Origin of the sequence: Roseovarius roseus (assembly GCF_043355935.2) — a bacterium.
Classification (GTDB): domain Bacteria; phylum Pseudomonadota; class Alphaproteobacteria; order Rhodobacterales; family Rhodobacteraceae; genus Roseovarius; species Roseovarius roseus.
The window spans coordinates 39,860-61,386 of the sequence record NZ_JBHFPE020000014.1 but is presented as its reverse complement, the minus strand read 5'-3'; the positions used below and the strand labels follow the sequence as shown (position 1 = coordinate 61,386).

General features: G+C 65.4%; 18 protein-coding genes. 5 read left to right on the top strand and 13 right to left on the bottom strand.

The features are described from left to right. Window positions 1–33 precede the first annotated feature (33 nt). The 10 genes from ACEWPL_RS16410 to rpiA form a co-directional block, all read right to left on the bottom strand. A complete protein-coding gene (locus ACEWPL_RS16410; RefSeq protein ID WP_393929837.1) occupies window positions 34–1,458 on the bottom strand; it encodes a cryptochrome/photolyase family protein in 1,425 nt (474 codons plus the stop codon). A 51-nt stretch (window positions 1,459–1,509) separates the two neighbouring features. Further along, on the bottom strand, window positions 1,510–2,736 hold the full coding sequence (locus ACEWPL_RS16405) for an aminotransferase class V-fold PLP-dependent enzyme (protein WP_393929839.1): 1,227 nt from the start codon (window positions 2,734–2,736) through the stop codon (window positions 1,510–1,512). A gap of 93 nt (window positions 2,737–2,829) precedes the next feature. Further along, the gene (locus tag ACEWPL_RS16400) at window positions 2,830–4,536 is read right to left on the bottom strand and encodes a BCCT family transporter (protein ID WP_393929841.1); all 1,707 of its coding nucleotides are present in this window, start codon (window positions 4,534–4,536) and stop codon (window positions 2,830–2,832) included. Window positions 4,537–4,918: 382 nt separating this feature from the next. Next, entirely contained in the window at window positions 4,919–6,427 is a 1,509-nt protein-coding gene (locus tag ACEWPL_RS16395) for a DegQ family serine endoprotease (protein WP_393929843.1), read from the bottom strand. Between the two features lie 78 nt (window positions 6,428–6,505). Beyond that, window positions 6,506–6,703 (bottom strand): DUF2065 domain-containing protein, encoded by a 198-nt coding sequence (locus ACEWPL_RS16390; protein ID WP_393929845.1) that lies wholly within the window; start codon window positions 6,701–6,703, stop codon window positions 6,506–6,508. Beyond that, window positions 6,703–7,785 carry a protease modulator HflC gene (gene hflC, locus ACEWPL_RS16385; RefSeq protein WP_393929847.1) on the bottom strand — a complete coding sequence of 361 codons (1,083 nt, stop codon included), beginning with the start codon at window positions 7,783–7,785 and terminating at the stop codon, window positions 6,703–6,705. Before hflC ends, ACEWPL_RS16390 begins: the two co-directional genes overlap by 1 nt. Before the next feature lie 2 nt (window positions 7,786–7,787). Then, window positions 7,788–8,945 (bottom strand): FtsH protease activity modulator HflK, encoded by a 1,158-nt coding sequence (gene hflK, locus ACEWPL_RS16380; RefSeq protein WP_393929849.1) that lies wholly within the window; start codon window positions 8,943–8,945, stop codon window positions 7,788–7,790. Window positions 8,946–9,057: 112 nt separating this feature from the next. After that, complete coding sequence (gene gor, locus ACEWPL_RS16375) at window positions 9,058–10,413, bottom strand: glutathione-disulfide reductase (RefSeq protein ID WP_393929851.1); 1,356 nt, start codon at window positions 10,411–10,413, stop codon at window positions 9,058–9,060. A 21-nt stretch (window positions 10,414–10,434) separates the two neighbouring features. Further along, window positions 10,435–10,905, bottom strand: a complete 471-nt coding sequence (locus ACEWPL_RS16370) for a hypothetical protein (protein WP_393929853.1) — start codon at window positions 10,903–10,905, stop codon at window positions 10,435–10,437. Continuing rightward, complete coding sequence (rpiA, locus tag ACEWPL_RS16365) at window positions 10,902–11,690, bottom strand: ribose-5-phosphate isomerase RpiA (protein WP_393929855.1); 789 nt, start codon at window positions 11,688–11,690, stop codon at window positions 10,902–10,904. The genes ACEWPL_RS16370 and rpiA overlap by 4 nt, the downstream gene beginning before the upstream one ends. A 116-nt stretch (window positions 11,691–11,806) precedes the next feature. Between rpiA and ACEWPL_RS16360 the strand changes: the two genes are divergently transcribed. The 5 genes from ACEWPL_RS16360 (at window position 11,807) to ACEWPL_RS16340 (ending at window position 17,721) form a co-directional block, all read left to right on the top strand. Further along, window positions 11,807–12,502, top strand: coding sequence for a glutathione S-transferase family protein (locus ACEWPL_RS16360; protein ID WP_393929857.1), 696 nt, complete (start codon window positions 11,807–11,809; stop codon window positions 12,500–12,502). A gap of 87 nt (window positions 12,503–12,589) precedes the next feature. Continuing rightward, a complete protein-coding gene (locus tag ACEWPL_RS16355; RefSeq protein ID WP_393929859.1) occupies window positions 12,590–14,302 on the top strand; it encodes an ABC transporter substrate-binding protein in 1,713 nt (570 codons plus the stop codon). Between the two features lie 76 nt (window positions 14,303–14,378). Continuing rightward, window positions 14,379–15,590: a multidrug effflux MFS transporter gene (locus ACEWPL_RS16350; RefSeq protein WP_393929861.1), complete on the top strand. Its 1,212-nt coding sequence runs from the start codon at window positions 14,379–14,381 to the stop codon at window positions 15,588–15,590. 53 nt (window positions 15,591–15,643) lie between these two features. Further along, a complete protein-coding gene (serS, locus tag ACEWPL_RS16345) occupies window positions 15,644–16,936 on the top strand; it encodes a serine--tRNA ligase (RefSeq protein ID WP_393929863.1) in 1,293 nt (430 codons plus the stop codon). A 74-nt stretch (window positions 16,937–17,010) separates the two neighbouring features. Further along, window positions 17,011–17,721, top strand: coding sequence for a hypothetical protein (locus ACEWPL_RS16340; protein ID WP_393929865.1), 711 nt, complete (start codon window positions 17,011–17,013; stop codon window positions 17,719–17,721). A gap of 15 nt (window positions 17,722–17,736) precedes the next feature. On the opposite strand, the gene der is transcribed toward ACEWPL_RS16340, so the two are convergent. The 3 genes from der to ACEWPL_RS16325 form a co-directional block, all read right to left on the bottom strand. After that, entirely contained in the window at window positions 17,737–19,191 is a 1,455-nt protein-coding gene (der, locus tag ACEWPL_RS16335) for a ribosome biogenesis GTPase Der (protein WP_393929867.1), read from the bottom strand. A 48-nt stretch (window positions 19,192–19,239) separates the two neighbouring features. Beyond that, on the bottom strand, window positions 19,240–20,592 hold the full coding sequence (locus ACEWPL_RS16330) for a PQQ-like beta-propeller repeat protein (RefSeq protein WP_393929869.1): 1,353 nt from the start codon (window positions 20,590–20,592) through the stop codon (window positions 19,240–19,242). 74 nt (window positions 20,593–20,666) lie between these two features. Then, window positions 20,667–21,386: a hypothetical protein gene (locus ACEWPL_RS16325; RefSeq protein ID WP_393929871.1), complete on the bottom strand. Its 720-nt coding sequence runs from the start codon at window positions 21,384–21,386 to the stop codon at window positions 20,667–20,669. Between the last annotated feature and the right edge of the window lie 141 nt (window positions 21,387–21,527).

Genomic DNA, 21,527 nt, shown 5'->3' with positions numbered 1-21,527 from the left:
CAATTTTGCGCTGCATTTCATCATCCTCGACACTCAGAACGAGCGGTCCTGATAGGCATTCAGCGCGCGCTCTCGCCCTTCGGCAAGCCCGACTACCGGCTCCGCGGGGTAGGCATCATCCGGGCTGAGGCCCCAGCTGCGCGGGATCGCATCGAAATAGCTGAGCGCCGTATCGCTGTGATCCTCCTGTCCTTCCACGATCCAGTCGCGAATATAGTTTCCCTTTTCGTCGAATTTCTCCAGCTGCGTCTCGGGGTTGAAGATGCGGAAATAGGGCGAAGCATCGGGCCCCGAGCCGGCGGCCCATTGCCAGCCCATCGCATTCGAGGCGATGTCCCAATCGGTCAGGTGCTGATCGAACCACGCCTGACCGACGCGCCAATGGGTCATCAGATGCTTGGTCAGGTAGCTGGCAACGATCATGCGCGCGCGGTTGTGCATACGGCCCGTTACATACATCTCGCGCATCGCCGCATCGACGAACTTGATGCCCGTCCGGCCCTGTTTCCACGCCATGACCTCGGGCGTCTCACCATCCTCGTTCCAGGGGAAGGCGTCCCATTTCTCGCGCCAGTTGCGGGTGGCGATCTGCGGCGTGTGATAGATCAGATGATAGGCGAACTCGCGCCAGACCAGCTCCTTGATCCACTGCTCGGCCCCTTTCGAGCCCTCGTGCAGCTTGCGCTGGCCCGCGTGCCAGCATTGCGCCGGGGTGATCTCGCCCAGCGCCAGATTTTCCGAGAGGCGCGAGGTGCCATCGACCGCGGGCTTGTCGCGCGCATCATTGTAATCGTCGATGGGCCCGTCGATGAACCACGCAAGCCGGTCCTGCGCCGCCGCTTCGCCGACCTGCTGGTAAGGCAGGCAAACTTCCGCGCCGCGGTTCATGGCGGCGCTCATCTTCCAGTCGTCCAGGCTGTCAGAGGCGGGCCACTCCTCGGGCGGGTTCAGCTTGGCCGGCGCCTTCAATGGCTCGGCGACCCCGCGATCCTTAACCGCGCGCCACATCGGAGTATAGACCTTGTAATATCCGCCATCCTTGGTCTCGACGGTCCACGGCTCAAACATCAGAAGCCCCGAATGGCTGTGCACGTCGATGCCATCCTCCTTTAGCGCGGCCTTGACCGCCTTGTCGCGCGCGATGGCGTCCGGATCATAAAGGCGCGACCAATGCACGGCCCCTGCCCCCGTCTCCGTGATGAGGTCGCGCAGAACCTCCAGCGCATCGCCGCGCCGCAGGATCAGGCGGCTACCCTTCGGCTCCAACGTCTCTTCCAGCTTCTCCAGGCCAAGGCCAAGGCGCCACTTGGGCGCGGCGCCCAGCGCCTCGACCGCTTTGTCGTGGATGAAGACCGGTATGACAGGCCCACCGGCCTCCAGCGCGGCGGTGAGAGCCGGGTGATCGCTGAGCCGCAAATCACGGCGCAGCCATAGAAGGGTCGGTTTGCTATCGCTCATGTCAGATCCGGCTTGTGCGTTCGGCCATGACATAGGGCGCAGGGCGCGGGGTCAAAGAACTTCGTCCAATGCGCTCATCAGCTTATCGACCTCGGCCTTCGCCGTATAATGTACAAAGCTGAGGCGCAGCACCCCATGCGCCGGATCGACCCCCATCGCCCTCAGCGCGCGCACGGCATAGAAGTCGCCGCCCCCTGCCATGATGCCATGCCGCGCCAGATCGCGCGCCACCTCCTCGCCGGGGCGGTCGGTGCGCAGCGCGACGGTAGGCGCGCGGCCTGCGGCATGGCTGGGCCCGAGCAAGCGCACGGAGTTGCGCGAAGCGGCGTAGTCCAGCAGCGGTTGCAGCAGCGCCTCCTCATGGGCGCGCATCAGGTCATGCACGCCCTGCCCCCGCGCGGCGGCATCGCCGGTCAGCCCGTGGTGATCGGCCAGCGCGTCGATGTAGTCCGCCATGCCCGCGCAGGCGGCAACCTGCGCGTGATCCGGCCCGGCGGGGGTGAAGCGTTTATAGAGGCTGTCCTCGTTGAAATAGTGCGCCTGGTTGGGCAGCATCATGCCAAGGGCGCGGCGGATCGCCATGATGCCCTGGTGGGGCCCGTAGGTCTTGTAGGCGGAAAAGAGGTAGATGTCGGCGCCCAGCGCGCCAACATCCGGGATGCCGTGGGGCGCATAGCTGACCCCATCGACACAGACAAAGGCGCCCGCCGCATGGGCCAGCGCGGTGATCTCGGCCACGGGATTGACCTCGCCCACCACGTTCGAGCAATGAGGAAAGCAGACGAGGCGCACGCGTTCATCCAGCAGATCCTCCAGATCCTCGGGGTCGAGATGGCCGGTATCGGGGTCGATGCACCATTCGCGCACGTCAAAGCCTTCATCTGCCAGCCTGCGCCAAGGCCCGCTATTGGCCTCGTGATCCTGGTTGGTCACGACGATCGCGTCGCCCGGCCGCATCCACTGGGCAAAGGCGCGGGCGAGGACATAGGTGTTTTGCGTGGTCGAGGGGCCAAAGCTCAGCTCATCCGTATCGATGCCCATGATGGCGGCAAGGCGCGTGCGCGCCTCGTCCATCTCGGCGCCGCCCAGCGTGCTCGCCTCGTAGGGCGCGTAGGGCTGCACCTTGCGCGCGCGGTAGAAGCGCGTCAGCCGGTCGATCACGGGCGCGCAGGCATAAGAGCCGCCGGCGTTCTCGAAAAACGCCTGCCCTTGCAGGGACGACTCTTCAAACGCCGGGAACTGCCCGCGCACAAAATCCACATCCAATCTGCTGCTCATCCCGGCCTCCCTGTTTTCCATCCGGGCAGAAAACAACAAAGCCCCCGCACGCGCAAGCGTCCGGGGGCCATGTCATTGGTATTGAGGCTACCTTCAGGCGTTACGCTCGGATTGCAGGCCCTTGAAGATGGCCCAGCACATGATCAGCAGGACCAGCGTAAAGGGCAGTCCCGTCGAGATGACCGCCGATTGCAGCGCCGCAAGGCCACCGCCGACCAAGAGCACGATTGCGACCGCGCCCTCAAAGATGCACCAGAACACGCGCTGCGTGACCGGCGCGTCCACCTTGCCACCCGCCGTGATGGTGTCGATCACAAGGCTGCCGGAGTCCGACGAGGTCACGAAGAACACCACGACGAGGATGATGCCGATGGTCGAGGTGATCGTCGCCAGCGGCAACTGGTCGAGCATGTAGAAGAGCTTGAGCTCCAGCGCCGCATCCTTGGCCGCGGTGTAGTTGTCTGCCACGACCTGATTGATCGCCGTCCCGCCAAAGACGCTCATCCAGAGCACGCAGACAAGACTGGGGATCAGCAGCACGCAGATCAGGAACTCGCGCACTGATCTTCCCCGGCTGACGCGGGCGATGAACATGCCCACGAAGGGTGACCAGCTGATCCACCACGCCCAGTAGAACGACGTCCAGCCCTGAACGAAATTGGTGTCGTCGCGTCCGAACGGATTGCTGAGCGGGATGAGGTTTTGCAGATAGGCCCAGAGGCTATCGGCAAAGAAGGTCAGCAGAAAGATCGGGCCGCCGACCAGAAGCGTGAAGACCAGCAAGAGGCCGGCAAGGCCCATGTTAATCTCGGACAGCACTTTGACCCCGCCATCGAGGCCGCGCACGACCGAAATGAGCGCAATGGCGGTGATGCCGGTGATCAGCAACACCAGGAGGGTGCTGGAATCCGCAACGCCGCTCTCCTCGGTGTTGCCATAGGTGATCCCGAGAAAGCTGCGCGTGCCCTCTGCCGCGTCGCCCGATCCATAGAGGAATGTCAGGCCCGAGGCCGCCTGCTCGGCGCCGAAGCCCAGCGAGGTGGCGAGGCCGAAAAGCGTGGCAAAGACGGCCAGCGTGTCGATGATATGGCCGGTCCAGCCCCACACACGCTCGCCGAAGATCGGGTAGAAAGCCGAGCGCAACGTCAGCGGCAGGCCCTTGTTATAGCTGAACAGCGCCAGTGCCAGTGCCACGACCGCGTAGATCGCCCAAGGGTGCAGACCCCAGTGAAAGATCGTCGCCGCCATGCCAAGCCGGGTTGCTGCCGCATCGTCGCCCGATGCTGCGGCCAGAGGCGCCCAGTCGGTGCGCAGCCCATCCTCGACCGTTGTGCCGCCCAGCGAGCTGGCAAAGTGGCTCATCGGTTCGGACACACCGAAGAACATGAGGCCAATACCCATGCCCGCAGCGAAGAGCATCGCGAACCATCCGATGTAGGAATAGTCCGGCGTCGCGTCCGAGCCGCCCAACCGGATCGAGCCGAAGGGGCTGACGATCAGGAAAAGGCAGAAGATGACAAAGATGTTCGCCGCGCTGAGGAAGAACCAGTCAAAGCTCTTGGTGACGAAGTTGAAGGCCCATGTGAACATCGCATTGGCCTGATCCGGCAGGGCCAGGGCGAAGAACACAAAGGCGATGATTGAAATACCCGCCATCGCAAAGACGGGATTGTGAAAATCGAGGCCGAATGGCCCGATGGAAGTCGTTACGTTATCCTGACCGATCTCGTAATCGGTCTGGATGATGTCTGACTCGCCTTCCGGCGCCGGGATCCCCTGATCCCCTGTCTCATCCACCATGTGTCGTCCTTTCCCTCTGGGGGTGTGGCCAGCACAGGCATGCGCAAATCGCGCAGGCGTGCCAGCGTCATCCCCGTTTCATTGGTCGGCGCTGCACACGCCCTCATTCTTTGTTGCCATGGAACGCGGGGCACAGCCCGGCCTCCAAGGCCTAGCGACACTCGGCAGCCCTTTGGCCACCGCTATCAAGGGGCGAGGGTAACAAGACATGACGGGGTTTCGCAACCAAACGGGCCGAGTTCCGGCCCAAAAGCGACGCCTGGCATCCGGCGCGGGTCCAGAATGCGCCCCGCCGACACGAAAAACCCCGCCGGAAGGTCCGGCGGGGCGATCATGTTTGCAAGGTGTTCCGCAGCCCTTTCAGGCGCTGAATCCCCGTGCCTTACTCGTCCATCAGTGACAGCGCGACAAAACGCGGCTCGCCATTCGAGCGCACCAGAAGCAGAATGGATTTGCGCCCCGCCTCGCGCGCGTCGGCGATCCGGCTTTCCAGATCGGCGATGGTGCCGAGGGTCTGCTGACCCGCCTCGGTGATGACATCACCCGCGCGAAGGCCTTTCTGATATGCCTCCGACAGTTGGTCGATATCCTGCACGACAAGGCCTTGAGCATCACCGGGCAGTTCCAACTGCGCCCGCAGGTCGTCATCCAGCGGTGCGAGGGTCAGGCCCATCAGGGTCTGCGGCTCGGGCGTGGCATCGGGATCGCCACCCTCGATACCCGGGCCCGAAGCGGCCTCGGCATCTTCGCGTCGGCCCAGCGTGACTTTCAGCGTCTGGGTCTTGCCATCGCGAAAGACGACGACGCGCACGTTCTTGCCCACATCGGTCTCGCCCACCTGGCGGACCAGCTCGCGCGTGTCAGCCACCTTGACCCCGTCGAAGGAGGTGATGACATCGCCGGCCATCATGCCGGCGTCGGCGGCCGGGCCCTCGGGCACATCGGTCACCAGCGCGCCGGCGGCAATATCGAGGCCCATCGCCTCGGCCACGTCCTCGGTCACGTCCTGAATGCGCACGCCCAGCCAGCCGCGGCGCGTCTCACCGAACTCCTGCAACTGGTCGACAACGCGGGTCACCACGTTGGAGGCCATCGAAAAGCCGATGCCGATCGAGCCGCCATTGGGGCTGAGGATCGCGGTGTTCACGCCCACGACCTTGCCATCCATGTCGAAAAGCGGCCCGCCCGAGTTGCCCTGGTTGATCGCTGCGTCTGTCTGGATGTAATCGTCATAGGTGCCGCTGAGCGCGCGGTTGCGGGCCGAAACGATGCCCGCACTGACGGAAAAGCCCTGGCCCAGCGGGTTGCCCATCGCCATTACCCAGTCGCCCACGCGCGCGGTGTCGCTATCGCCGAAGCTGACGAAAGGCAGCGGAGTGTCGGCATCGACCTTCAGCAGCGCGATATCGGTCTTGGGGTCGGTGCCGATGACGGTCGCCTCCAGCTCGCCGCCCTCGTAGAACTCGATGATGATCTCATCGGCGCGCTCGATCACATGGTTGTTGGTGACAATATAGCCGTCTTCGGAAATGACAAAGCCCGAGCCGAGGGCCGAACTGCGGCGCTGGCGCGGTGCGGGGGCACCATCCTCGCCGGGCTCACGAAACTGGCGAAAGAAGTCCTCGAAGGGCGAGCCATCCGGCACCAGCGGCGCCGGGCCGGTGCCCTGCGCCACAGTCGTGGAGGTGGTAATGTTGACGACAGCCGGGCTGACCTTTTGCGCCAGGTCGGCAAAGCTTTCGGGGCGGGCCTGCGCGACCAGCACCTGAGCGAAGAGCAGCGCCGCCGTCAGACAGGACAGTGCCACTGCCCTGACCACTCCGGGGTGCGGGCGCGCCGCTGCTTTGCTTGCATGTCTCAAAACCGGTTCTCCTCGATTGCGTTTTTTCATTCGCTCTTGCCTCAAGTGTAGAGACAGGCGCGCCGGGTGCAAACGGTGAAATGGCGCATCACGCGAGTGTTACGCCCCTCACGCACCCAGCCCCTTGGCCAGCCAGACCAGGATCAGCCCCGCCGTCATCGCGGCAAGGCCTACGGCGCGGCGGGCCTCAAGCGGCATGGCGCGCAGCGCTATCAGCATCCGCTCGATCATGCCGGGGGCCAGCGCATAGACCAGCCCCTCGACAATCAGCACGAGGCCCAGCGCCAATGCGCCGGTGGCCAGCATTACTGCGTGGCCGTCTGGCCGCCCGTCTGGCCGTCGGTCTGCGCCGCGCCATCCAGCACGCCGCTGGTCGATGCGCCAGACGCGGCGCCACTGGCGGCAGCACCGCTTTCGGTCGCCGAGCCCGTCTCACTGCCCGCATTCGCATCAGCGCCAGTATCGGCACCGCCGTCCCCCTCTGCCGGAGCAGGCGCAGCCGCGCCGCCTTCGGGAACAAGCTGTGCACCGGCGGAATTGAAGTAGGTGAAAAAGTCGCTCTCGGGCGACATCACGATGGACGAGTTGCTGCCCTGCAGCGCCCCACGATAGGCATCGAGCGAGCGATAGAATTCAAAGAATTCCGCATCCGCGCCGAACGCCTGGTTGAAGATCGCGTTGCTGCGCGCGTCTGCCTCGCCTCGGGTGATCTCGGCCTGGCGGTTGGCGTCGGACACCAGCTCCACCTGCGTCCTGTCAGCCTGCGCGCGCACGCGCTGCGCCGCCTCGTTGCCGCGCGCGATCTCGTCCGCCGCCTCACGTTCACGCTCGGCCCGCATCCGGGCGAATGTGGCGTCAAGGTTCTGCGCGGGCAGATCGGTGCGCTTGAGCCGCACGTCCACCACTTCGATGCCCAGCTCCTTGGCCTCTGCGATGGCCGCGTTGCGGATGCGCAGCATCAGCGCTGCACGGTCCGTGCTGAGGATGTCGTTCGAGCTGACCGAGCCGAGGACTTCCCGTGTCCGCGAGCGCAGGATCGAGTCCAGACGGCTTTCGGCAAAAGGGATGCCTCCGTCGCCGACAGCCTCGCGGAAGCGGCGGACGTCAGTGATCCGATAGCGCGCGAAAGCGTCGACCACCAAGCGCCGATCATCCAGCGGCGTCACTTCGAGCGGGTCGATATCGCGGCTGAGGATGCGGTCATCATAGCGCACGACCTGCTGGATGAACGGAATCTTGAAGCCAATGCCCGGCTCTTCCTTGACGTCGATGATCTTGGAGAATTGCAGCACAAGAGCGCTTTCACGCTCGTCCACGATAAAGACCGACAGCATGCCGACGACACCGGCAACCGCGATGGCGGGTAGGATATAAGCTGATTTACCCATGTTTACTGACCTTCCGAATTCTTGCGCAGCTCATTGAGCGGCAGGTAGGGCACGACGCCCGATGCGCCGCCGGACTGGTTCTGATCAAGAATGATCTTGTCCATGTCGCCCAGCACTTCCTCCATCGCCTCGAGGTAAAGGCGCTTGCGCGTCACCTCGGGGGCCTTGGTGTATTCCCCCAGAACCGCACTGAAGCGGCTGGCCTCACCTTCGGCCTCGTTGACGACGCGGGCGCGATAGCCTTCGGCCTCTTCCAGCGTCTGCGCAGCCTGACCACGCGCCTCGGCAAGGATGCGGGCGGCATAGGCGTCGGCCTCTTTTTCAAGGCGGTCGCGCTGCTGCTCGGCGGCCTGCACTTCGCGGAAGGCGTCGATGACCTCCTGCGGCGGGTCTGCCTTGTCAAAGTTGATACGGATGACGTTGATGCCGCTCTCGTAGCTGTCCAGTGTCGACTGGATCAACTCCTCGAGGCGCGACGCGATGATGCCGCGGTCACGGTTGAGGATCGGCGCCAGCTGCGACTGCGCGATGATCTCACGCATGCCGGATTCGGACACGGCGCGGATCGTGGCGCGCGGATCGCGCAGGTTGAACAGCAGCATGGCCGGATCGGAGATGTTCCAGACGACCTGGAAATCGATATCGACGATGTTCTCGTCGCCGGTCAGCATCAGCCCAGCCTCGCCGCCGCGCGCGCCGACACCGATGTCCTCGCTGCGCTCGGAGGTCACGACGACCTTTTCATAGGTGATGAAGGGCCAAGGCGCGAGATGCGGGCCCGATCCGGTGGTGCGATGATACTCGCCAAGGAACAGCTCGACCGCGCGTTCTTCGGGTTTGACGGTGTAGAAACTGGCGAACAGCCACAGCGCAACGGCGCCCAGCAGGCCCAAGATGACCATACCCCGCGTCACGCGCGGTCCCTCGCCGCCGCCAGAGCCACCCGAGGTGCCCCCGCCGCCGCCGCGACCGCCCATCAGCACGCGCAACTGGTCCTGGCCCTTGCGGACCAACTCGTCAATCTCGGGCATCTGGCCACTGCCACCGGGGCGACGACCGCCGCGCTCTCCGCTGCCGTTCTGACCGTTGCCATTATTTCCGCCCGAGCCTTTGCCCGAGTTACCGCCGCCGCCCCATGGGCCGCCCGACTGTCCTGCCATGAATATCCATCCCTTTGAATGTCGCAACCCGGGCACCTTGGCACCCCGGTCCTTGTTAAACTGTATAGCGCGCCCCGAAATTCAACCCAAGAGGCGCCAATGTTCCGCAGTGTCAGCCGGTGCGCACGGGCGTCTTCATCGTCACCAATTCCTCCGACATGGTGGGATGAACCGCGCAAACACGGTCGAAATCCTCTTTGGTCGCACCCATCTTGACCGCGATGCCGGCCATCTGGATCATCTCTCCCGCGCCGGGCGCGACGATGTGACACCCCAGCACGCGGCGGGTGGCCTGGCTTACGACCAGCTTCATCAGCACGCGGCCGGTGCGCCCGACAAAGGCCGTCTTCATCGGGCGGAAGGAGGTGCAATAGACCTCGACCGGCTCGATATCGCGCGCCGCTTCCTCGCTGAGGCCGACGGTGCCGATCTCGGGCTGGGTAAAGATCGCGGTCGGGATCAGGTCGTGATCCACCGGGGTCGGATTGCCGTTGAAGACCGTCTCGACAAAGGCCATGCCTTCGCGAATGGCCACCGGCGTCAGGTTGACCCGGTCCGTCACGTCGCCAATGGCATAGACCGAGGGCACGGCGGTTTGCGAATATTCGTTCACCTCGATCTGACCATTGCGGCCCATCCCCACGCCCAGATCCTCCAGCCCCAGATCGGCGCTGTTGGGGCGGCGGCCGGTGGCGAAGAAAACCTTGTCGAAGTGCTTTTCGTCGCCGTGGGTGGACTTGACGACATAGCCATCCCCATCGGGCGTGATGCTGAGGATATTGGTGCCAAGTTTCAGGTCGATGCCACTGTCGATCATGTCCTCCGACACCAGCCCGCGCGCCTCTTCGTCAAAGCCGCGCAGGATTTGCGCGCCCCGGTAATACTGCGTCACATCCACGCCAAGACCGTTGAGAATGCACGCGAATTCGCAGGCGATGTAGCCGCCGCCAACCACGAGGATACTGCGCGGCAGGGCGTCAAAATCAAAGATGTCGTCGCTGACAATGCCATGCTCGGCGCCGGGCATGTCGGGGCGCACGGGTGCGCCCCCGGTCGCGATCAGGATGTGCTTGGCGGTATAGCTTTCACCGGTCGAGAGGTTGACGGTATGCGCATCAGTCAGGCGCGCGCGGGCGTCGTAGGTCTCGACGCCGCTGTTCTTCAGCAGGTTGCGATAGACGCCTTCCAGCCGGTCCAGCTCCTGATGCAGATGGTCGCGGAATGCGGACCAGTCAAAGCCGCCCGCATGCACCGTCCAGCCGTAGGATTGCGCGTCGCGCATCTCGCTCGGGAACTCGCTGGCAAAGACCATCAGCTTTTTCGGCACGCAGCCACGGATGACGCAGGTGCCGCCATAGCGGCTTTCCTCGGCCAATGCCACGCGGGCGCCGGTGCCCGCCGCAACCCGCGCCGCCCGCACCCCGCCCGAGCCGCCACCGATCACGAAAAGATCGTAGTCGAATGTCATATATGCTTCCTTCTTTGGACGTCAGTGCGGCAGCCGGTTCTCGATATCCGGCCGGCGCGCCAGCAGCGCGCCGTGAAATTCCTGCGCGGCCTGCGCACCCATCATGCGCAGCGAGACGATGCCGAAACGCTCGCGCGTGCCGGTCAGCGGCGCGGCGAAGATCACGCCGGTGCGCCGGGCCGGATCAATGGTATGCGCAACCAGCTCGGGCCAAGCAAGCGTCTGTACCCGGCCCCAGAAGCCTTGGATATGGACACCGCTCCTATCCATCCGCGCCACCCACCGGCGGCGCAGGAACGACACGGCGGTAAAGACGAGGAGCGCGGTGCTGAGCGCGCCCCATGCCAGCCAGAACAGACTGCCATCCTTCTGCCAGAGCCATACCGCCGTGGCGGCGCTGAACGTGTAGGCGCATAGGTTGAAGAGCATGGCCCGGCGCCGCGCGGGCGCCACGGGGAACGTCACCTCGACCTCTTCGGCGGCACCTGTCATTCCATCATGTCCTTGAACAAATTGTCGGATTCCATGAAATCAAGTCTGTCCTGCTCGATCGTGCCCTCGTTAATGTCGCGCAGTTCGACCCGCCCATCGCCATGGCCGATCACGACCACGTCGCAGATATCGACGAAAAGCCCGTTTTCGACGACGCCGGGGATCTGGTTCAGCACCATGGCCAGCTGCCGCGCGTTGCCGATCCGGCCCAGATGCAGATCAAGGATATGGTTGCCCTCATCGGTGACGTAAGGATGATCGCCGTTCATCCGCAGCGTGACGTCACGGCCCAGCACATCGACCGAGATCAGCATTTCCTCGACCAGCGCGCGTGTGGTCTGCCATCCAAAGGGGATCACCTCGATCGGCAGGGGGAACGCGCCCAGATGGCCGACTTCCTTGGCCGCGTCGGCGATGACGATCATCTGGTCACTCGCCGTCGCCACGATCTTTTCCTGCAGCAAAGCACCTCCACCGCCCTTGATCAGGTTCAACTCGCTGTCGAACTCGTCCGCGCCGTCGATGGTCAGGTCCAGCCACTTGGCTTCATCAAGGCTGATCACCTCGATGCCGACCTCGCGGGCCAGCTCGGCGGTGCGGGTGGAGGTGGGCACGCCGCGGATTTTCAGACCGTCCTCGCGCACCAGCTCGCCAAGGCAGCGCACCATCCATGCAGCGGTCGATCCCGTGCCGAGACCCACGCGCATGCCGTCCTCGACATAATCGACCGCCTTTTTGGCGGCGACGAACTTGGCCTTGTCGATAGGTGACAATTGTCCGGACATGGCGGCGACTCCCCGTTGTTTCTGCGTCGTTATAGGCCTTATGGCCTTATCGTGCGAGAGGCAATCAGGCGCGGCGCCCGCACTTGCCTCTTGGCGCCGTGCGCGGGGCGAGTAACATGCCTCGCATGAGCCTCATCCTGCATTATGCCCCAGACAACGCCTCGCTGATCGTGCGCCTCGCAATCGAAGAGCTGGGCCTGCCCTTCGAGACTAGGCTGGTCGACCGCGCCGCCCGCGCGCAGCAGGGCCCGGCCTACCGCCGGATCAATCCACATGGCTTGATTCCCGCGCTTGAAACATCGGAGGGCGCGATCTTCGAGACGGCGGCGATCCTGCTCTGGCTGGACGGGCGCTCACCCGGTGTGTTGGCGCCTTTGCCGGACGCGCGCGGGCGCGGTGATTTCCTGAAATGGCTGATCTTCGTGGCCAACACCCTGCACCCGGCGCTGCGGATGACGTTCTATCCGGAAAAATACTGCCCCGGCGCCGAAGAGGCGCTGCGCCGCCACATGCGCGGTCAGATATTGGAGCATCTGGCGCAGATGGAGCGCGCGGCAGCAGGGCCATTCTTTGGCGGCGACGCCCCTTCGATGATCGACCTCTACCTTGCGCCACTCTTGCGCTGGTGCGCGCTCTACCCAATTGGGGATACGGCGTGGTTCACCCTAGATGGCCTGCCCAAACTGATGGGGATCTGCCGCAAACTCGAGGCGCGCCCCGCCGTCCGGCGCGCGGCGCGGGCCGAGGGATTGGGCGACGCGCCCTTCAGCGCGCCCACCCTACCCAATCCGCCCGAAGGCAGCGCGACCTGACCGGCGATTGCACTTTGGCCGGCATTGGGGAACAAATAAGAACGCCGGAGCGCTGCGAATCCCGGCCCCACCGCCGGAGACGCCCTGATGAGACGCACCCGCCCAGACCGCCCGCTGCCCGAGTGGCTGCGCCATCAGGCCGCCAGACTGCGGCGGGGGGCGCGCGAAGATGGCGGCGTGCTGGACCGGGCGGACCGGCGCGAGTTCCTGGCCCTTGCCAGCGCCTTCGGCGCCAGCGCAACGACAGCCTATGGCCTCTTGGGCCTGCCCGCGCCCGCCGCCGCGCAGGAGGGCGTGGAGCGCACGGAAGGGCGCAGCCCCGAGGACACGCGCGCCACGGTACGCATCCAGATGCTGGTGCGCGATGTGGCGGACCCGCGCATGTTCGACTGGTATCAGGCGGCAAATTTCACGCGCGGCTGGCTGGAATATCTTGTCAGCTATGAAAATGACGGCACTTTCCTGCCCCGGCTGCTGGAGGATTGGAGCATCTCGGATGACGCCGCGCATTATACCCTGAACGTGCGGCGGGGCGTCACCTGGAACGACGGCACGCCCTTTACCGCCGCCGATGTCGCGCGCAATATCGCCCGCTGGTGCGAGCGGGGCGCCAAGGGCAATTCCATGGCGGGCCGCTTTGACGTTCTGATCGACCCCGACACGGGCCGCGCCATTGACGGCGCCATCACCCAGACGGACAGCCACACGGTCGAGCTGACCCTGCCGCGCCCGGATATCTCGCTGATCGCGGGCATGGCCGACTACCCCGCCGCCATCGTGCCCGAGGACTTCGACGCCGAGACGATGCTGGAAAACCCGGTCGGCACAGGGCCTTACCTGCCCGAGATGATGGTGCCGGGCCAGCGCGCGGTGCTGGTGCGCAACGACGCGCATGACTGGTGGAACGCCGGGAACGGCGCTTGGATGGAGCGGATCGAATTCGTCGATACCGGCACCGATCCGCTGGCCGCCTTCGCCGCCGCCGAGGCGGGCCTGATTGACATGACCCATTCGATCGAGGGCATATATGTCGATGCCTTCGCTGCGCTCGACACATGGCGCACCCATGACATCCGCACCGCCGCCACCGTTGTCATCCGCGCCAATCAGCAGGCCGAGGTGGACGGGGCTCGCCCCTACGCCGACCTGCGCGTGCGCCGCGCGTTGCAACTGGCGATGGACAACGCCGTCCTGCTGGAGCTGGGCCATGCGGATCGCGGCGAGGTGGCCGAGAACCACCACGTCTCGCCCCTTCATCCCGCCTATGCGCCGATGCCCGCGCCGCTCTATGATCCGGCGGGCGCGCGGCAGATGATGATCCAGGCCGGGATGCAGGATTTCGTGCACGAGCTGATCTCGATCGACGACAGCTGGCGGCGCAACACCGCGGATGCCGCCGAGGCGCTGCTGCAGGATGCGGGCATCAAGGTGCGCCGCATGATCCTGCCGGGACCGGTTTACTGGGCCGGATGGGCGAATTTTCCCTTCAGCACGACCGACTGGGGACACCGGCCGCTGGCGGTGCAGACCTATGCGCTGGCCTATCGCTCGGGCGAGCCGTGGAACGAGTTCGGCTGGTCCAATCCCGAATTCGACGCCCTGCTGGACGAGGCGCTGGCGACGCTCGACATCGAGGCGCGCCGCGCGATCATGGCCCGTCTCGAGGCGCTGGTGCGCGCCGATGCGGTGACCGTGCAGCCCTATTGGCGCACCCTGACCAATCACACGGCAAAGGGCCTTGAAGGGGGCGCGCATCACCTCGCGTTCGAGATCCGGCCCGCCGAATTGCGCTGGACCTGAGACGCGCTGGGGCGTAACCCGGCCCCACGGCCTGCCCGGAGCGGGACTCGCACCACACCCCCGGAAAGGCCCCTCCATGCGCACCCCGACCACACCGTTGCACCTGCCCGAATTCGTCATCCTGCTTGCGATGATGATTTCGATCGTCGCACTGGCGACCGACATGATGCTGCCAGGGCTGGCCACGATCGGGCATAATCTGGGCGTGGATGCCGCCAATGACGTGCAACTGATCGTCTCGTCGCTCTTCCTTGGCTTTGCAGTGGGGCAGGCGCTGGCCGGTCCGCTATCGGACAGTTTCGGGCGCAAGCCGATCATCTACCTGGGCTATGCCATCTTCATCATCGGCTGCATCCTGTCGCTGGTCGCCACCAGCTGGGAGATGATGATTACCGGCCGCGTGCTTCAGGGCCTTGGCGCCGCCAGCCCCCGGATCGTAACGCTGGCGCTGGTGCGCGACGGGTATGGCGGGCGCAGCATGGCGCGCATCATGTCCTTCGTGATGGCCGTGTTTATCCTTGTCCCCACCATCGCCCCCGCGCTGGGGCAGATCGTGATCTATCTCAGCGGCTGGCGCGCCACCTTCCTCGTGCTGATCGCGCTGGCGCTGGCGGCCGGCGGCTGGTTTGCCCTGCGCCAACCCGAGACGCTGCCCCGCCACGAGCGGCGCCCCTTCTCGGCGCGCGCGATCTGGCACGGGCTGAAAGAGATCACGCGCAATCGCACCGCCATCGGGAACACGCTGGCGCTGGGAATGATTTTCGGCGCGTTCCTCGCCTATCTCAGCACCGCGCAGCAAGTCTACGAGGTGGTCTATGAGGCAGGCGTGCTCTTTCCGCTCTATTTCGGGATGACGGCGCTGTCGATCGGCGGGGCCGCCGTGATCAACTCGATGCTGGTGATGCGGCTGGGGATGCGGTTCCTCACGCGCTGCGCACTGACGGGGTTGATCGCACTGGCGCTCATCTTTGCCATTCCGGCCACGCTCTGGGGCGGCGCGCCGCCCCTGCCGCTCTTCATCGGCTGGTTGATCGCGTCTTTCTTCTGCGTCGGCATCCTCTTTGGCAATTTCAACGCCATCGCGATGGAGCCCCTGGGCCATATGGCGGGCCTTGGCGCTGCGCTGATCGGGTCGGTGTCGAATTTCATCGCGCTGCCCATCTCCTACGTGATCGGCCACCAGTTCAACGGCACGGTCTTTCCGCTTCTGGGCGGATTTGGCACGGTCGGCGTGCTGGCGCTGGCGATCTTCCTGTGGTCCGAGCGCGGGCTGGCGCGCGGCGCGTAAACTGGTGCATAACGCACGTAAATCCCGATTCATCCGCCTGAGGAGACCCACCCATGCATGATATCCGTGCGATCCGCGACAATCCCGCCGCCTTCGACGCGGCCCTGACCCGGCGCGGAGGGGCTGCTGCCTCGGCCGATATCCTGGCCCTCGATGAGGCGCGCCGCGCCAAGATTGCCGCCGCCGAGGGCGCACAATCCGAGCAGAACAAGGCCTCCAAGGAAGTGGGCGCCGCCAAAGCCAAGGGCGACGAGGCCGAGTTCGAGCGCCTGCGCGCGCTGGTCGGCGAGAAGAAGGCCGAGGTGGCCCAGATGCAGGCCGAGGCCAAGGCGCTGGACGCGCAGCTGACCGACATGCTGATGGAGCTGCCCAACCTGCCCTTCGAGGACGTACCCGATGGCGCCGACGAGGCGGACAATGTCGAGCTTCGCCGCTGGGGCACGCCCGCGACCTATGATTTCACCCCGAAAGAGCATTACCAGCTGGCCGGTGTCATCCCCGGCATGGATTTCGAGGCGGGCGCCAAGCTGTCGGGCACGCGTTTTGTCGTGCTGTCGGGCGCGGTCGCGCGCATCCACCGGGCGCTGGCGCAGTTCATGCTGGACACCCATGTGGATGAGAATGGCCTGAGCGAGACATGGACACCCGTGCTGGTGCGCGAGGAAATGATGTATGGCACCGGGCAACTCCCGAAATTCGGCGAGGATAGCTACAAGACCACCGATGGCTGGTGGCTGGTGCCGACCGCCGAGGTGACGCTGACCAACCTCGTCAATGACGAGGTCGTGGACCAAGGCACCCTGCCCCGCCGCATGGTTGCGCATACGCAGTGTTTCCGCTCCGAGGCCGGCAGCGCGGGGCGCGACACATCGGGCATGCTGCGCCAGCACCAGTTCGAGAAGGTCGAGATGGTCAGCATCACCCATCCAGATGACAGCCGCGAAGAGCTGGACCGCATGACCGGCTGCGCCGAGGGTATCCTGGAAAAGCTGGGCCTGCCCTACCGCACCATCGTGCTTTGCACCGGCGACATGGGTTTCGGCGCGCGCCGCACCCATGACATCGAGGTCTGGCTGCCCGGTCAGGACACCTACAGAGAGATATCGTCCGTGTCGGTCTGCGGCGACTTCCAGGCGCGGCGGATGAATGCGCGGTTCAAGCCCGCGGATGGCGGCAAGCCGCAATTCGTGCATACGCTGAATGGCTCGGGCCTCGCCGTGGGGCGCTGCCTGATCGCGGTTCTGGAGAACGGCCAGCAGGCCGATGGCGCAGTGCGCTTGCCCGAGGTGCTGCACCCCTATCTGGGCGGAAAGACGCGGCTCAGCGCGGATGGCCATCTGACGTGAGATATGGTCAGGGAACCGCAGCGCGCCGCCCGCGGTTCTTTTCCTAACGCCTTCTAGCAAGTCAGGTTTTCCCCATGGTCATGCCCATCCTCGTCCTTCTTGCCGCCATCGGCTTTGCGCTGTCGCCGCTTCTGGCGCCCGGTTTCGGCGGCTTCGACGCCGATCAGTTCCCCATTCCACAGGTCGACCCGCCAGTGCAGCCTGCGGGCTATGCCTTTGGCATCTGGGGGCTGATCTATGTGTGGCTGATCGCCGGGGCCGCCTATGGCCTCTGGCAACGGCGGGATGATGCAGGCTGGGCCGCGATGCGCGTGCCGTTGCTGGTGACGCTGGCGGTGGGCATCACGTGGCTGCCGATCGCGGTGACCAGTTCGATCTGGGCCACCATCCTGATCTGGGTGATGTGGGTTTTCGCCGTCTGGGCGGTGCTGCGCGCGCCCTCGGGCACAGGCAGCGATGCGTGGCTGGGCCGCGCGCCCGTCGCGCTTTATGCCGGGTGGCTGACGGCGGCCTCCTGCGTGTCGCTGGGCCTCATGGCGGCGGGCTATGGCGGAATGAATCAGGTGCTGGCGGCGATCCTTGCGCTGCTGATCGCACTGGCTCTGGCCGTTCTGATTGCACGCCAGAGGCCTGATGCGTTCGGCTATATGGCTGGCGTCATCTGGGCGCTGATCGGCGTTTGCGTGCAAAACGCCCAGGATGGCTCGATGACGGTTCTGGTGCTGGCGGCTGTTGGCGCGGCAGGGCTGATCGCGCTCGGCGGCACCAATATCAGCCGGTCTTGAGGGCCGCCGGGCGCATTACTTGCCCGGCTTGCCCATATGCTTGCGCAGCGCTGACGGCCCGGCCTTCTTCTTGGCCTTGTAGGGGTTCTTGTCATTCTGGCTGCGCATATGCAGGCGGATGGGCGTGCCCGGCATGTCGAAATCCACTCGCAAGCCGTTGACCAGATAGCGCGTATAGCTTTCGGGCAACTTGTCGGGGTGGCTGCACATCACGACAAAGCCGGGGGGCCGTGTTTTGGCCTGCGTCATGTAGCGAAGCTTGATCCGCTTGCCGCCTGGCGCGGGGGGCGGATGCTGCTCCAGCATGCCGGTCAGCCAGCGGTTCAGTTGCGCGGTGCTGACGCGGCGGTTCCAGACGTCATGCGCCTTCTCGACGGCAGCGCGCAGCCGGTCCAGCCCCTTGCCCGTCTTGGCCGATACGGTGACCATCGGCGCCCCGCGCAATTGCGGCAAAAGGCGCACGAAGCTCTCGCGCAGATCGCGCAGCTTCTGCTGCTTTTCCGGCTCGACGTCCCATTTGTTGACCGCGACGACCACGGCACGGCCCTCGCGCTCGGCCAGGTCCGCGATGCGCAGATCCTGCTGCTCGAACGGGATGGCGGCGTCCAGCAGGACGATCACCACCTCGGCGAATTTCACTGCCCTGAGGCCGTCGCCAACACTCAGCTTCTCCAGCTTTTCCTGCACGCGCGCCTTCTTGCGCATGCCCGCCGTGTCGAAGATCCGGGTATGCAGGCCGTCCCACTCGATCTGAAGCGAGATGGCATCGCGCGTGATCCCGGCCTCGGGGCCGGTCAGCAGGCGCTCTTCGCCAAGGATCTTGTTGATCAGCGTTGATTTTCCCGCATTGGGGCGACCGACAACGGCGATCTGAAGCGGTTTTTTCGCGGTTGGGACGCGGGGCGCGTCGACATCGCCCTCCTCATCCACGGCCACGTCCACCTCAGGCGCGTCAGCCTCGGCGCGCTCGGCAAAACCATCGGCCAGCGGCATCAGCACCGAATAAAGGTCATTGAGACCCTCGCCATGCTCGGCCGAGAGGCGAATGGGCTCGCCCAGACCCAGACCATAGGCCTCGATCACGCCGCCATCGGCGGCCGAGCCCTCGGCCTTGTTGGCGGCCAAGATCACATGCTTGGACCGCTTGCGCAGGATATCGGCAAAAACCTCGTCCGTGGGCGTGACCCCGGTGCGCGCGTCGATCATGAAGAGGCACACATCGGCCATGTCCACCGCGCGCTCGGTCAGCTTGCGCATCCGGCCTTGGAGCGATTCGTCCGTCGCCTCCTCCAATCCGGCGGTGTCGATCACGGTAAAGCGCAGATCGCCCAGACGCGCGGCGCCTTCGCGCAGATCGCGCGTGACGCCGGGCTGGTCATCGACCAGCGCCAGACGCTTGCCCACAAGGCGGTTGAACAGCGTGGATTTGCCCACATTGGGGCGCCCCACGATAGCGAGGCTGAAAGTCATGTATCGGCTCCGAGACGGATCAAGCCGCCCTCATAGTGCAATACGGCGTCAGCGGAAAGCGTGCAGTTGCCCGTTCGTGCCGACCACGTAGAGAACACCGCCCGCAACGACCGGGTTCGTCGTTGACCCGCCTGGCACGGCAACGCTGCCGCGCAAGCCGCCGGTGACAGGATCGAAGAACCGCAGATACCCGTCATTCGAGGCGACAACCAGTTGGCCACCCGCCAGAACAGGCCCGTAATGGGCGAAGACCTCGGCCTGACGCTTGGGCTTCGACTTGACGAAAAGGGGCAGTTTCGTGCCCCAGACGCGGCTGCCATCCTCGGCACGCAGGCGCACCAGCTCGTTCTTGTCAGAAACCAGATAAACCGAGTCGTCGGTGGGCCAGACCGGGCTCATCGGGCCTTCGTTGGCGGTCCAGATGCGCCCGCCATTGGCAAGGCGCAGCGCCGCCATGCGGCCTGACTGGTTGCCCACATAGACGCGGTCTCCATAGATCACCGGATCGCCGGTGATGTCGGTCACGCGGCTTTGGGCAAGGCCGTCGCGCTGGCCCGCAATGGCCGCGTCCCAAAGGCGCAGACCGCCCTTGCGGAACGCGCCCTGCACCTCGCCCGAACCGAAAGCAAAGACGGCATATTTGTCGGACACGGCAGGCGCAGGGCCGCCGAGGATATTGTTGATATTGGGCGCGGCAGTCAGTTGCCACTCGATGCGGCCCGTATCGGTGTCCAGCGCCCAGGCGGTGCCGTCACCCGCGACGACATAGACCAGCTTGCCCATGACGGTCGGGTTGGCGGTGGCCGATTCCATCAGCTCCTGCTTCCACAGGACAGCGCCGGTCGCAGGGTCGAGCGCGGAGAGGCGGCCAAACCCGGAGGAGGCGAAGAGCTTGCCGTCGCCATAGGCAAGGCCGCCGCCGCTGCCATCGGTGGGCGAATCGGTGGCGGGCACGAGGCTGGAGGTCCAGAGCGTCGCGCCATTGGGCGCGGTTGCGCTGACGGTTGCAGAGGCGTCCATCGCAAAGATGCGCCCGCCCGCGACCACGGGATCGGCGGTGATGCGGCGGCGCTGGCCATCGCCTGCGCCGATCGGCGCGGACCAGATCAGGCGGGGCGAAGCCGAGAGCGCAGGATGCGCCGTACGCGTGCCCGGCGAGCCGATGCGCTGCACCCACTCGGCATTGGCGCGCTGGCTGGGCAGGCGCGCGGGCGCGGCTACATTGGGGCCCGAAGCGCCGACGACTTCGGTCGCCGCGGCCTCGGCCTGATCGGTTTTCAGCACTTCGCGCAGGCCCTCACGCTTGCCGGGCAGGATCGTCTCCGGCTCCGAGCAGGCGGCCAGAAAGACCAAGATGCTCAGCCAGCCGAGGGGCTTTGATTTCCGTATCACCGCGTGCATGTCTGGTCGTCCCCGTTTTACTGTCCCAGCCTTGCCGCCCTGCTGCGTGCCGGGCGGCAAAGCCTCTGCGCCGCTCACTCGCTGGCGTCTGTATTCACCGCATCGCCTGCCGCCTCGGCGGGCGCGCTGGTCTCGCTGCCGCCCGGCACCATCGGCTCGCCGCCCAGCGCAACAATCACTTGTGTCGCCCGGCGGCGCAAGCCCGGCGTCGCCTCGGCATCCGCCGAGATGGCATTGAGCCGCTCGATCGCCACCGACTCATTGCCCGCCTCGATCTCGAGATAAGCCAGTTGTTCTTCGGCCAAGAGGCGGATCACGCCGCCGCCCAGCGCCAATTCTTCCAGCCGGGCGCGGCGCGCCTCCACATCCATGCCGTTTTCCGGGATCATCACCGCCTTCAGCGTGGCGATCTGGCGATAGACCGGCGCGATATCCGTCATCTGCGCAATGCTCATCAGGCGCTCGGACGCGCCTTTCGGATCGTCCTGCAACGCCTCGGCGGCGGCCATCATCTGGAGGATTGCGGCACTGCCCGGCCCGGCAGGCTCTACCGCGCTCAGGGCATCCGCCCGCGCGCTGCGGTCCTCGGTCTCGAGCGCGGTCAGCATCGCATCGCCCAGCGCCTCGGCTTCGGCACGCGCCTGCGCCTTGCGCCATTCGTTATAGGCCGCACCGCCCACCAGGATCAGGATGGCCAGAATCGCGATCCAGCCATAGCGGCGCATGAGGGCAAAGAGACGGTCACGGCGGACCTCCTCGCTCACCTCTTCGATGAAACTGTCATTATTGCTCACGGGAGGGGCGCCTGCCTTGCCTTACTGCGGTTTTCCCCCTCTTAGCCGTTCATTGGGCGCGTGCCAAGGGCCGCCGCGCCCGCTGCAAACCAGCTCCAGGGCCGCAAGGGCGCGCTGAAATCCGCCCGGCCTGCACAGAAA